The 14,180-nt window shown below is 39.8% G+C and carries 11 protein-coding genes; all 11 read right to left on the bottom strand.

The annotated features are described in order from the left end of the window. Positions 1 to 23 precede the first annotated feature (23 nt). Positions 24 to 1,574 (bottom strand): glycoside hydrolase family 43 protein, encoded by a 1,551-nt coding sequence (locus WBS51_RS02385; RefSeq protein ID WP_291682119.1) that lies wholly within the window; start codon positions 1,572 to 1,574, stop codon positions 24 to 26. A 24-nt stretch (positions 1,575 to 1,598) separates the two neighbouring features. Next, positions 1,599 to 3,311 carry an SGNH/GDSL hydrolase family protein gene (locus tag WBS51_RS02380; RefSeq protein ID WP_291682121.1) on the bottom strand — a complete coding sequence of 571 codons (1,713 nt, stop codon included), beginning with the start codon at positions 3,309 to 3,311 and terminating at the stop codon, positions 1,599 to 1,601. Positions 3,312 to 3,322: 11 nt separating this feature from the next. After that, on the bottom strand, positions 3,323 to 4,468 hold the full coding sequence (locus tag WBS51_RS02375) for a glycosyl hydrolase family 8 (RefSeq protein ID WP_173749863.1): 1,146 nt from the start codon (positions 4,466 to 4,468) through the stop codon (positions 3,323 to 3,325). Positions 4,469 to 4,502: 34 nt separating this feature from the next. Then, positions 4,503 to 6,026: a glycoside hydrolase family 43 protein gene (locus tag WBS51_RS02370; RefSeq protein WP_173749862.1), complete on the bottom strand. Its 1,524-nt coding sequence runs from the start codon at positions 6,024 to 6,026 to the stop codon at positions 4,503 to 4,505. A gap of 3 nt (positions 6,027 to 6,029) precedes the next feature. Continuing rightward, positions 6,030 to 6,911, bottom strand: a complete 882-nt coding sequence (locus tag WBS51_RS02365) for a carbohydrate ABC transporter permease (protein ID WP_173749861.1) — start codon at positions 6,909 to 6,911, stop codon at positions 6,030 to 6,032. 21 nt (positions 6,912 to 6,932) lie between these two features. Further along, positions 6,933 to 7,892: an ABC transporter permease gene (locus WBS51_RS02360; protein ID WP_173749860.1), complete on the bottom strand. Its 960-nt coding sequence runs from the start codon at positions 7,890 to 7,892 to the stop codon at positions 6,933 to 6,935. Between the two features lie 73 nt (positions 7,893 to 7,965). Then, a complete protein-coding gene (locus WBS51_RS02355; RefSeq protein WP_294460929.1) occupies positions 7,966 to 9,636 on the bottom strand; it encodes a type 2 periplasmic-binding domain-containing protein in 1,671 nt (556 codons plus the stop codon). Between the two features lie 137 nt (positions 9,637 to 9,773). Continuing rightward, positions 9,774 to 11,363: a response regulator transcription factor gene (locus tag WBS51_RS02350; RefSeq protein WP_294460933.1), complete on the bottom strand. Its 1,590-nt coding sequence runs from the start codon at positions 11,361 to 11,363 to the stop codon at positions 9,774 to 9,776. Next, entirely contained in the window at positions 11,341 to 13,062 is a 1,722-nt protein-coding gene (locus tag WBS51_RS02345) for a sensor histidine kinase (RefSeq protein WP_342694038.1), read from the bottom strand. The genes WBS51_RS02350 and WBS51_RS02345 overlap by 23 nt, the downstream gene beginning before the upstream one ends. A gap of 146 nt (positions 13,063 to 13,208) precedes the next feature. After that, positions 13,209 to 13,619, bottom strand: a complete 411-nt coding sequence (locus WBS51_RS02340; protein ID WP_173749091.1) for a TIGR04076 family protein — start codon at positions 13,617 to 13,619, stop codon at positions 13,209 to 13,211. A gap of 28 nt (positions 13,620 to 13,647) precedes the next feature. Next, positions 13,648 to 14,094: a GNAT family N-acetyltransferase gene (locus WBS51_RS02335; RefSeq protein WP_173749092.1), complete on the bottom strand. Its 447-nt coding sequence runs from the start codon at positions 14,092 to 14,094 to the stop codon at positions 13,648 to 13,650. Between the last annotated feature and the right edge of the window lie 86 nt (positions 14,095 to 14,180).

Raw genomic sequence — 14,180 nt, 5'->3', positions numbered from 1 at the left:
AATTTCAAGTGTACTACTATATTTTATTGTTTCACAATAAACCAGGCAAAGTCTGCATAATCCTGGCTTTCTTTTCCATAAGCGGAAGCATACATTCCCATTGTACACCCCACAAAACCGCCTGCGTATTCAGTACTATAAGGCCGTAAGTCCACTGCTTCCGCAACAGGCCGTGTCTCCCCGTTTTGTACTATGTAAATCCTTCCCACTTGTTCCTCTGCCTGAAACAGGATTTCTATCAGTCCTTCACAGATAGATGCAGTACCCAATACCCGTTCCTGCCCATCTATAGTTTCTATTACACTGATGGTACGCTCTTCATTCTCATTCCGTATTTCTGCCCTCAAAAAGTTCCGATGATTTTGGAACAATAAAACTCCGGCTCCACTATGGCTGTCCTTGGGTATAAATTCCAATCCTGCAGATACTGTGAAGGTATAGCCCATTTGCCGCACACCCAGATAAGTGCTTCTGGCTTTTTCCCCTACGTGATGTCTTCCTGCCTGTAAGCGCAGAAAACCTGGCCTTGCATGTAATGAATACATATGAGAATCTCTTCCGTAAATACTCACCAGTTCTTTCGGCAGTTGGTTTCCGTAAAATTGAAAAAACAGATTCTCTCCCGCCTCTCTTGGGAAACGCACAGGTTCTTGTGGCAGTTCCAACCACTCTTCCAATTTTCCAATACCTGGATTGATTACCGGCCAGCCATCTTCCCACTGGACTTTCGCCAGAAAAGTTTCCCTGCCCATGCTGCTGCATCCCTTGCATCTTCTGCAGGCCAGCATTACTATATACCAATTGCCCTTTCCATCATCTACTAAATCCCCATGTCCCGCACATGTTACAGGATAATTCCGTCCTAAATGCCGGTGGGTAAACACTGGGTTGCGGGGACATCCTTCAAAGGGCTTCTCAAGACTTTTAGTTCGTGCAACGCAAATACAGTGCTCCTCTGCTGTTCCTCCCTCAGCATGGAACAAATAATAATATTCCCCCATTTTATACAAATGAGGACCTTCTGGCCAAATAGCATTTTGCATGGCACCCTTCCAAATAGTTCTGCTTTCCCCTATAAGGCGCATATTTTCCAAATCTAATTCCTGAAGCCAGATTTCCCAGTCTCCGTTATATTGAACCCCATTGCTGTTTGGTCGTGTTCCCACATAATAACAGGTTCCATCTTCGTCAAAAAACAAACTGGGATCAATTCCTTTGGCGTTCTCTCCCAAATAAAAAGGATCAGACCATGGACCCTGTGGTGTCTTAGATGTAACCACAAAAGTTCCCCCCTGATCCACATTTGTAGTAATCATATAAAAAGTTCCATTATTCCAACGAATTACCGGGGCAAAAATGCCTCTGGAAATTTCTCCCCCGTCTAAGGATAATTGCTCCGGTCTGTCCAGAATATTTCCTATTTGTTCCCAGTGAGCCAAATCTCGGCTGTGAAATAAAGGAACTCCAGGAAAATAAGAAAAGCTGGAGTTTACTAAATAATAATCTTTCCCTACCCTACATATGGATGGGTCGGGATAAAAACCTTTTAAAATGGGATTATTGGTTTTCAGCATATGTACCTCCTAAATATTGACGCTTTATTTTACATAGCCGAACCCAAGAATGGTAAAATTCTTTCTTTCCTCTCCCTGTGCCGGCCGTATAGTTATGTTATGTGTTTTTGTCTCTTTCCCTTTAAAAAGAATGACTGCATTACAATGTGTCCAACCATTTTCGAGGGGATTTGCTGTGAGAATCTGTTTGTGATCCACATAAACCTCTGCCTTACCTGCATTGGTTTCCCCAGAATCTTTAAACACCAGAAGAAGGCTTTTACAGGTAATCTCCATGGTAAATGGAATCATCTCCCGTATAAGTTCTTCTCCTCTGTACTGCCAGTTATAGGGAAACTGGGGTGTGGGTGTAAGATCCAAATCCATTTCTACACACTGCAAATCACAGTCTGTACCATCAAAACTGCCACAGCAGATAACAGCATCCTGGCATAAGCTTTTCCGGTCTAAAAGTTGTACATCCTGAAAGTCGCAGCCTAAAACAGGAGTACATTTTTCCTGTAAGATACTGCTGTCTTCGCTTCCAGCCAAACTGTTATCTGCTGCTTCAAACAGATAATCCAGGCATTTTGCCATAATTAGGTGTCCCAGATTCGATGGATGAAACATATCATAGAAAAATTGATTTCTGGAAATCACCCCACCCTGCTCCTTTGGCAATCCAAATTGGGGAGATACTGCATCCCGGACACTGACCATAGGCAAATGATAATAATATCCCACCGGACTTAACCGCTCCTGCAGGTTCCAGTCATTTGCAAATACGGAAAACAACAAGATAACTGCCGGATTCCAGGGAAGCTGCAAAACCTTTCGTACCAGACTTTCATAGCATACACCCTTTGTCTCATCCCCTTCATCGTTCACGGCAAACTCTATGACAATCAAATCCGGCTTCTCCTGTTTCCTTAGCACATCTCTTTCAAACCGTATCATTCCCAGTTCCGAAGGAGTCCCCCCTACTCCTGCTTTCAGATAATGTACATTTTCCCCGACGCCAAATCTATCTTTGAAAGCACAGCAGGTCTTCCATGCATAGCATTCCCGGTGAATAGGCACCGCACCGGCCCCCTGAGTAATCGAGCCTCCTATAAAAGCCAGGGTGACATCCTCTCCCTGTTTTGCTTTTTCTATGACTTTTTTCATACGAAAAGGATTTCCCAGTGACAAAAGAGATCTGGCAATCATAGATTCTGCTGCTTCTCCTGTCAGATTCGGTGTAACTTCCTCACCTTGTTCTGGAACCTGGAATCCATTCTGTACATAAAGCATCACACTTACTTTCGCCTTTTGGCCTGGTTTTGGGAATCGAAACCGAATCTGCCCAGGTTCCTTGTCATCCTCAGACCATTTAATTTGCTCCAGTAAAATCTTCTGCTCTATGCCATTTCCCTTTAAAGATAGTTTTATAGCAGTCCCGCCGCCGTAAAGATTCTGTTTTCCATACATTTGAAATACAAATTCAATATCCTCTTCCGGTGTTTCGGCGTCTATGCTTACCCCAATACTATGCACCAGACTCCGAAATCCTTCTACACTTTTTAAACAGCTCAGCATTTCTTCGTCCTGTATATTTCCCACAATCCTGGCACTGTTTACTAATCTCCCATCTGATTCATATAAAAACTGGACGCCGCTTCCGTCTTCCTGAGGTGCGCCGAAAACTTCTTTTTCTCTCATAATATAAAAACCCGCCCGCTTTTTTTCCGGATTTTTTGGTGCCACAGGTCCTCTCATATTCCCATTCCTCATTTCCAAATACGATAATTTCCACTTAGTGCCATTAGTGCGAACAGATACAGGAAATTGTCATAATATCTCCTGTCTCCTGTTCGAAGGGGTGTGTTCCAGAATTTTTCCACACATTCCCTGGAATATGCCCCATCTGCTGCAAGAGATGCCTGAGCATTTACTGCAACTACAGCTACCGGATGCAGAGCTTTTTCTTCTAATCTTGTTCCATCGATAAGAAACACACCATCCCAGTGGCCTTTTTGCTTGACACAGTAAAATTCCTGGAAAGTCTGAGCAATTTCCTTCTGCCATGGGTCTTTCCCAAACCATAAGGTATCTAAACCAATGTTTGCTATCGTACGATAAGCATCACTATAGTACCAGTCGTGGCGCCCAAACTGTTCTACATGTCCGGTATGAGGTTCTCCATTGTATTCACCATATTCTGGTGACAATCCTGTATCCGGATGACAGGCACAATGAAGATATGTTCTGCTGGCCTGTGCTGCCTGTCTCCAAAACTCCCTGTCTTCTTTGTTTGCCCATAATGCAAATAATTCATAAAAATGTGGAAGATGGTAAGAGGGGTCTGTAAAGTCTACCCCTGGAATAAATTTAATCAATTTGTTTTCTCTATCCCACATAGGTTCTCCCAAATTTCCATTTTCTCCTTTGTGTACACATTCTTTTAAAATGTTTTTCGCTTCCTGGCTATAGTTAAAAATTCCTGTACCGTCACCCCAGCGGTGAGAAGCAAAAAATAATGACATAGCAAAGAATTCTTCTCCATCCGGAGCCGGGCCATCAGAATTCGGACTTCCCTCTGTGCTGCAGGACCAGCGGAAATAATAGCGTCCTGCGCCTTCGCTCATCCACATATAAGTTTTTACCCATTTCCAGATACGGTCAAATTCCTCTTTTTTATTTAACTGAACACAAACCATCATTCCATAAGACATTCCCTCTGTGCGGACATCATGATTTCCTGTATCTTCCAGATAGCCCATATCCTCCCCGACCTCATGATAAAACCGCTCTGCCTCCGTTCCATAAAAAACAGTTTCAAAAGCATCCTTCAATTTTTTCTCAATTTTTTCTTCCGGATAGCCATACTCTTTGAATAAATTTCTATAATTTTCTGTTTCAAACGCTCCTGACATCTTCCTGATTCCTTCCTACTCTGTAATCTGATGTTTATGTATAGATAAAATTGGTAAATCCAGCACTTCCCCCAGTAACACGTGTAGAATACATGAAAAGTGCAAACCGGCATCCGCAGAAGTGGTCCATTTTAAAATACAGCTTCTGTGTTCTTCCAATTTTCTTCCATCCTTTTGCTGTCTCATAAAAAAATTCTGCTTCATCTTTCTTATATTCAAAATCAATTGCTACCTTTAATCTCACATAATCTGACGGTATTCGTATTTTTTCATACTCTGTGCCTGCATCCCAGTTTTTCTTTCCATTCAGGGATTCATCCTCTTCCTGCTTTCCTACCATAACCAGAGACATATGATCTTCTTCTTTTTTCAATGCCACAAATCCGAAACATCCTAAAAATGCACTAATTCCGGCATAATCTCCCACATTCATGTCGCTTCCATTTATCGTCACTTCTGCTTCACACTTAGGATATCGTGTTCTCTGAGTAAGTGTGTTGACTGCCTCTTCCAGTTTTGTACAGAGTTTATCAGACTGGATTCGAAATTCCCCATCTGCAATTGACCAGTGCAAGGAGTCCGGCTGATGGTTAAATTCCCACACTTCCTTTAATGAAATTTTTCCATTTTTGTCTGGAAGATACTGAAAATCATCACTGGAAAATAAAGGAGTATATTGATATTCGGGCCTGCTACTTTTTGTTTCAATTCGTTCCGGTACTCTGCCATGTTTACCAAACACAGGAAAGTCATTTTCCCATTTCACAGGAACCAGTACCGGAATTCTTCCCACTGCACCTCTGTCCTGAAACAGAACCCCATACCATTCTCCATCCGGCGTATCCACAATTCCTCCTTGTGCAATACCCTGATGGCAATAGTTTAAATCATCTGCCAGAACATCTCCTCCGGTAAAGGTTCCTTCGATACTGTCCGATACAAAACAGGCCTCCCGTCTGAACCATTCTTCACCAGATGAATGTATGAGGAACACATAATATTTTCCATGAATCTTATAAAAATGCGCTCCTTCATACCCTAATCTATAGGTTCCCTGTTCTTTCACAATGATTCTGTCTATCCCATTCTCTTTCGGCCCTTTTAGATTTCTATCCAGTTCTGTTAAATGAATCTCTGTATTGCCGTATACAAGATACACTCTGTCATCATCATCAAACAACAGAGAACAGTCATGATAAAAACCTTCTATTTCTTGTTTTTTCCAATTACCGGAAATGGTGTGCGAGTGGTACAGATAGGTTTTCCCTGTGTCATTTGCCGCAAAACATACATAAAATTTATTTTTATGATACCGTATAGAAGCAGCCCACATACCTTTCCCATAAATACCTCTCTTATCTTGCAGACGCTGTCCTTTCGTACCATCCAGACTGTCATAAATATGGCCGGCAATCTCCCAGTTTCTTAAATCATAAGACCTGAGAATCACACATCCTGGCATAAAATGCATGGTGGTACTTACCATATAATAGGTATCCTCTACCCGAATCACATCCGGGTCTGGAAAATCCATGTTCAAAATAGGATTTATACTCATTATTTACTCCTTTACCCCGCCAATGGTAAGTCCTGTTACAAAATATCTCTGCAAAAACGGATACAGACAGATAATCGGTAGCATGGTTAAAATAGTAGCTGCCGCACGGACGGAAGTAGGAGTTACGGTTCCAATAGCATTTTTCATGGCTTCTGCTGAACTTCCTTGATTGGTTACAGAAGACAGCAGTTTCATTAACTCATACTGAAGTGTAGTAAATTCCGGACTCATTCTGTTATAGAGCATGGCATCAAACCAGGAATTCCATTGGCCTACTGCTACAAACAATGCCACGGTTGCATAAACCGGTTTGCATAATGGTGATATAATCTTCAGAAAAATAGTAGTATATCCTGCTCCGTCAAGTTGTGCCGATTCTTCCAGACTATCCGGTATGCCATTCATATATGTACGGATTACCAGCATATTAAATGCACTGAGCATTCCCGGGATTACATAAACCATAAAGCTGTTGGTCAAACCTAAATTCTTATACAGCAAGAAAACAGGAATCATTCCTCCATTAACATACATGGTAATAACCCAAAATAAAGAAAGGGAACGCTTAAACAAAAAGCGCTTTCTGCTAACAATAAAGGCCAGAATTGCATTACTAAACAGCGCCAGCATAGTACCAATAATAGTTCGCAGCACTGTAATATAAGCTCCTGTAATCAGATTATCTTTCTGCAAAATCGTAATGTAGTTTTTCAGCGTCCATTTTCTTGGCAATAAGTAGATACCTCCCCTAAGGGCGTCTGTTCCGTCATTGAGTGAAATTGCCAGTGTATTTAATACCGGATATAATGTTATGGTTACAAAGACAATCATAAAAATCGTATTCAAGACAACAAATACCTTATCCGCTGTCGATTTTTTCTTCATTTATTTATCCACCTCTTTCTGTCAGAATAATCGTTCTTCCCCGTGCCTTTTAGCAATTTGGTTGGCGATAACAATAAGAACAATACTTACAAGGCTCTTGAAAATACCTGCTGCCGTACCAAGTGCATAATTTCCCTGGCTGATACCCCATTTCAATACATAGATATCAATGGTCTGAGATACACTTTGTACTAATCCGTTTCCTAACAGATACTGGATTTCAAAACCTGCATTTAAAACATTTCCAACGTTCATGAGAAGCAAAATCATAATCGTTGGCTTAATGCCAGGCAGTGTTACATGCTTGATTTTTGCCCAACGTCCTGCACCATCCATACTGGCAGCTTCATACAAAGATGGATCAATGGCGGTAATAGCAGACAAGTAAATAATGGCGTTCCACCCTGTCTCTTTCCAGACATTTGCAAATGCTACAATAGGCCAGAAAAATTTAGGATGAGCGAAAAAGTTTAAAGGCTGATCCAAAATATTCAATCTCATAAGGATTTCATTTACAATTCCAGTCCCTGATAACACATCATGAAGGATACCAGTTACTACAATCCATGACAAAAAGTGAGGCAGGTAGGAAATGGTCTGCACTACTTTTTTGCCACCTTTTGCCTTTACCTCATTTAGCAAAATAGCAAATACAATCGCCATCACAAAGGTAGATGCCAAGTTAATGACTCCCATGGCCAGTGTATTCCGGATAACTCTCAAAAACGTTGCATCTGAAAACAAAAATTTAAAATTTTCCAGTCCTATAAACGCAGAATGAAACAGCCCGTCTTTTGGTTTATAATCCTGAAAAGCCATAATCCATCCGCCTAAAGGCAGATAGCAGAAAATAATTCCATATATTACAATCACCACTGACCATAAAAGCAGCACTTTTTGTCTCTTTATTTCTTTCCACGTAATCTTCGGAACCGGATCCATCACGTTTTCTTTTTTTCTACGTTTTGCCGCCGATGTCATAATGTCACTCCTTTTCTTTAAAGGTAAGGCTGTCACATTAAAGCGACAGCCTCTATGTTCTGTTTTCTATTTTTTATTCGTATTTTTCATGTTCTTCTATTCTACGTTCCAGTTCCGCCTGCATTTCATCTAAAAATGCCTGTGGATTGCAGTCTTCATAAACCTTCATATAATCATCCCATGCCTGATCGAAGTCTTCTGCCATCACAACTTTAGGTAAATACTCATGTTTGACCTCTCCCATCTTGGTCCATGCTATACCTCCCGGTGTGCTGGTTGTCAATGTACCACTAAAGGAATACAATGGATACCATGGTCCGGGAGCTTCGCTTGTTCCCAACATATCTACATAAGTTTCCGCTCCATATGCTTCAAAGCATTTTTTAACGTCATCATTTAATCCGTCAAAAAATTCTCTTGGCTGATTCTGTGGTGACATGGCATTGATGCCATCTCTGCTGGTTCCTGAATATTGTGGAAAATATGAATACGTGCACAAATGAGAGGCTTTATAAGCCGTATCAGAGGCCTGAGTCCTCATTTCTTCTGTGCGATAATATTCTCCATTCTCGTCTACATCATAATCTACACCTTCAACGCCCCAGTAACGTAAATCATGAACTTCCTGTCCTAAAAGGTCGTTAATAAACTGAAGCGCGCCTTCTACATCGTCACAGTCTGTTGTAATAGCCAGTCCGCTTGCCACATTGAGAACGCCTCCTGAGTTGTGCCACTGGTTTTTCATTCCTTCTTCAATGGTAATTGGAAGCGGTATGTAATCACAGCCCTGATCATTTAATCCCTGCTGCTTCAAAGAATCATTTACAGAGTATGCAAAATCCCACCACTGATCAATCATTCCCAGAACACGTCCCGTAGATAATTTTGCAATATATTCATCATAAGTCTGTGTAAAGGATTCCGGGTCTATAATTCCTTTTTTGTACTCTTCATTTAATTTCTGGAAATATTTTACAGCTGTGGGAGACGTATTATAATCCATAACCTGAAGTTTGTCTGTATCTACCATAACGCATCCATCATTTGGATAACCATCCAGGAACATTGGTGCATTTTCCAGGCAGAAATATCTCCAATCATCACAAAGAATGGTATATGGAATATTCTCCGTTCCATCTTCCATAGTAGGATTTGCTTCCTGGTATGCCTCAATTAAGTCAAAATACTGATCCATAGTTTTTACTTCTGGGTATCCTGCCCATTCCAGCACACGAGCCTGAATCCAGAATGCTTCATCATTATGGGTAGTTGCTTTTTCCTCTCCATAGATATGTCCGAACTGCTGAATCCAATAAATATGCCCATCATCTTTGCGAAGTTTGTCCCACTCCTCTTCTGTATAATATTCTTTGATATTAGGATAATCGTCTATGTAATCATCCAGTGGAACTAATGCTCCTGCTTCATATAACTGTTCCATGGCATCGCCACCGTCAATAAAGTCCGGATATTCCCCACCTGCAATCATGGTTCCAACTGCTTCTTCTGCTGTCTGTCCGGTAAGCCAGGTTTCTTTACATTTCGCCCCGGTAATCTCTGCGATTTTTTCCTGGATTTCATTATCATCATTGATTTCTGTACCAGGTACAGCGAAAAACGCTGTAAACTCTTTTATTCCTCCTTCTTCCTTTTCCTTGTCCTTTTTTTCTCCTCCACATCCAGCGAGAAGTGATGCTGCCATAGCAATTGTAAGTCCAAAGGCTAACATCTGTTTTCTTTTCATATTACGTTCCTCCTGTTTTTTGATACTCTAATTTTAACAGTTTTGTTTCTCCTTACAACCCGACAAACAACAGCAAAAAGCAGGACAAATTTCAGTTCTTTATAGAATCATGAAAATTTATCCTGCTTTTCACATACTTATACCCCACATTTTGCCTTTTTTCTATAGTTGGTAGGGGTACATCCCTTCACTGCAATAAATTTATTAATAAAATAATCTAAATCTCGGTAGCCTACCTTATCTGCAATCTGATAAATCTTATCATCCGTATGCAACAGACAGTCTGCTGCTTTTTCAATTCTATAATGATTCAGATATTCTTTAAAGGAGACCCCATATTGCTTGCGAAACATCTGCCCCAAATAAGCACTGTTGACAAAATATTTTTTACTGAATTCTTTTAAGGTAAGGTTCTCCTGATAACGTTCCCGTATTTCCTTTTCTACACATCCCAAAACTCCTCGTGAAGTGTTTTTTCGCAGTTCTCCTAAATATTCTCCATATTCCTGCATAAACCTCTGGAAATTTTCTTTCCCGCCTCTAAGTACACTGTTTTCAAATACATTTTTCTGGATATATTGTATAATTTCATCCTGATTCAGACTGTCATCCTGCCCCAATCCTAAATGAGCCAAATTTACCAGCAGATAATTCATATTCATCTGGGTCATTTCTAAATTCATATTCTGCTGATTTAGTTCTTCATATACAATCCTGGCTTTTTTCTCAATCTTCAAAGCATCATTTTCTTCTACTGCTTTTAATAATTCTTCAATACTAGCCTTATTAATAATCTTTCCACCAGCTTCTGTTTTTTCTTCTGAATAATACAGAATATTTTTATCCACTTGAAATACATGAAAGCTTCTGGCCAGAATAGCAGTCCGGAAAGATTCAGAAATGTCTTTCACCGAACTTACTGTATCCCCCACATAACTCCGAACCTGAATAGGCAAATCCTGGCTAATGTTCCCGAGAAAACTCCTTAAATATTCCTCTTCTTCCATTCCAAACTCATGAGCAATGCTTACGTCATATAAGAACCCAATATCCAGCCATTCCTTACGCCCTACAATATCCATAAACACCAAATCTTCTTTTTCTGGCCCCAGATAAGCTTTGCAATTCTGATACACTGCTTTTTGATAAGTCCTCATTTTCTGAAATTCCAGACTGTGTTCCTCATCTTCTAACTCCATGTGAATATACCGAATCCGGTCAGAAAAAGAGAGTTTTTTATTCACATAAACCAATGCCTCCTCATCTCCACGGCCCAACAGTAATGCCTGAATATATCTTACAAAATAGGCTCGGCCCATTTTTTTCTGCTCTATTTCTTTTCGTTTCTGTTTTTTATATAAAGTGCTCACTTTCTCCAAAAGCGAATATAGCTGTTGTCTCTGGATAGGTTTTAAAATATAGTCTGTACATTTATACTTAATAGCCTGCTGTGCATAAGCAAAATCTCCATACCCACTTAAAATAACAAAAAATGCCTCTGAAATTTCTTCCTCCCGGATTCTTTTCAAAAGCGTAATTCCATCCATAACCGGCATCTTAATATCAGACAAAATCAAATCCACCTGAGTATCCTGCAAAAAATCAATTGCATCCTGTCCATTATAAACAGTACCTGCAATTTCATATCCACAGCTTTCCCAGTCAATTAACATGGAAAGTCCTTGTGCAATATATTGCTCATCCTCAACAATCAGAACTTTTAGCATCTTTCTCTGCCTCCCTATTTAGAAATTGCACCGGAACGGAAATGGTCACTATGGTTCCCACATTTTCTTCACTTTCCAGCGTAAATTTTACATTTCCATCTGTAAACATTTTTAATCTGAGACATGCATTCACTACGCCCACTCTTCCGCTTTGCTTCAGCATTTCAATACTTGCATGTTCCATCCTGTCTCTGAGTGTGGAGAGGTATGCCTCTGAAATTCCACTTCCTGTATCTTCGATTTCCATATATAAATACTCTTGTTTTGTAAATACTTTTACAAAAATCCAACAATGCGCCGCCTTATCTTCAATTCCGTGGACACAGGCATTTTCTACAAACGTTACCAACGATAGTTTGGGAATCTTATATCCGCTGCATTCCTGCTGAATTTCAATAGAATAAGACAAACGGCTTCCAAATCGGTATTTTTGCAATTTTAAATACGATTCCACAAACTGACTTTCCTCTTGAATTGTCAGTAAATCGGTTCCCCACTCTACATACTGGCGCTCCATAATAGAAAGCTGCTCAATCATCTCTGCTGTTTCGTATTCCTGTTTTAATACACTTCTCATTCTTATATTTTCTAACACATTGAAAAGAAAATGAGGATTAATTTGACCATGAAGAGCTAAAAGTTCTGCCTTCTGTCTGGCAATATTAATTTCCTGCTGTTTCAAACGGCTTTTATATACGGTTTCTATAAGGTGATTATTTTCCTGCACCATACTGTTATAATTACGCATAAGAAATGCAATTTCATCTGTACCCTGAATCCCCTGAATTTCTTCTAATTTTCCTTGATTCCTATAGCTCAGGGTTTTGTTTAAAATTTCCAACCTGTCTGTAAAGGTTCTTCTAAGAGGCCGTAGCATAGCATAAGGTATAAGTATATTTAAAGAAATCAAAAGAGCAATCGCCGGCCAATGTCTATAAATCCCACGGAAAAAACTATCCTCCTGGGGTACTGCATAAATCTCTAATTCTTGTCCAAACAGAGAAAATTCTTCCACATACTCTTCTTCTTTTCTACGGACATCTGTGATTTTCTCAAAATCCTGCTGTGTGTTCATATCGTAACGATTAGAGAAAATAATCTTCTCACCATCACATACATATACCTCATCCTCATAATTTGACTGCACCAGATTTTCATTGATTCCTACATAGTCCAGGTCAATTTTAAGCAATTTCTCATACGGATCTCGTTTATAGCGGTTCAGTTTTCGTACAAAAGAAACCTTCCGAATAGACGCAAACTTTGTAATTTGAGAATTGTCATAGTAAAAATACATCTGCATTTCCTGCTGCGACTGTGTAAATTCCTGATACCAAGATTCATTCGTAATGCTTTCCATTTTCCAGAACTTCCCTCCGTTTACTACAGTCGGATTATCTGTATACATAGTAATCACAACATTGCTGATTCCCAGGGAACTTTCAAACAAAGAATCTTTTAAAAGTTCCTGGTATTGATTATAATAATCCAGCCCTGATGAAAATTCTTGATTCAGGAATTCGTTAATATATTTATTGAAATATATGTTTTCAGATAAGGCTGCTGCCTTATCTGCATCACCGCTTAACATATATTCCACGGATTTCACCATATTTTTCAGTCTGGTTTTTCTCCCCTCTTCTTCATCATGAATAAACATCCCGCAAATAACGGTGTCTGTAACAACTAGGGGAATCATTATACAATAGAAATAGAGGAGAAAAATCTTTTTCTTTATTTTTATGTTATTTAAGTACACATCTAATTTCTCTATTATCTTTTTCATCAAAACCCTTCTTTTTTATCTCAGTTAGGACATACAAAAACTCCTGCGTTTATTATTTCTCACCCCGTATAAGCCTCTTCCACAGTATTTTTAAAGTTTTGTTTTTCAAGCCACGCGCTCTCTTCCTCTGTTTCAGGAATATCAATTCTTTCAATTTTGAAAATAACCGGTCTGGTGCCATCATTACAGCAGGCAATCATCATTCGCTCATCGTTTGTCCATTTATGCATGATTGAACCACCCTGCAAAGCTGTGTACACATATCTGCTGATGGCATCCCATGCCTCGCCACAGAATTTCCCATTCATCAAATGATAAAAATCATCACGTTCACTGGTTCTTTTTAAGACAAAGGTATCTCCCTCTTTAAAGCAGGGACACGGGCCTGACCGGGGATTCGCCAGATATTTTTCCTGGTAATCTGTAAATACTTTTGTCTCTAATACTGTTATTTTACATTCATGCTGCATCTATAAGTACCTCCGTAAATTGAAAATTTTATCTCTTCTCCATAACAAAATTTGTAAGGAAAATCCCCTGTCTCTCTACCTGCTGCTCACGAACCACCTGAAAACCTCTTTTCTCGAAAAAAGGTTTTGCTGTAATCGAAGCATGGGTAACAATTTTTCCTGAAACGGCCTGCTCCAACTCCCGGCAAAGAGCCGCAGCAATCCCTTTTCTCTGATAGTCTGCGTGGACATATAAGTGGTCAAGATATCCCGTTTCATCGATATCTCCAAAACCTGTCTGAACTCCATTTCCCTCTGCAACCACGCTGTAATGCTCTTGAAATCTCTGATTCCATTCTTCTAAGTTTACCTGTCCTGTAGCCCATACGTCTAACTGTTCTTTTGTATAATCTTTCGCATTGATTGTGTGAACCGTATGATAGAATAACTCTGTCAGTTCTTTGCAGTCAGAGGGCTGATATTTCCGAATCACCATTTTCTTTTTCCTGCCATAATCTAACTTTTATCACTTGTTCGTGTATTGTATTATTGTTCTGATTATACCACACAGCCGCAGGATTT

Origin of the sequence: Blautia acetica (assembly GCF_038739805.1) — a bacterium.
Classification (GTDB): Bacteria; Bacillota; Clostridia; order Lachnospirales; family Lachnospiraceae; genus Blautia.
Note: the sequence above shows the minus strand (reverse complement) of the source record. Positions and strands in the feature narration are given on the sequence as shown.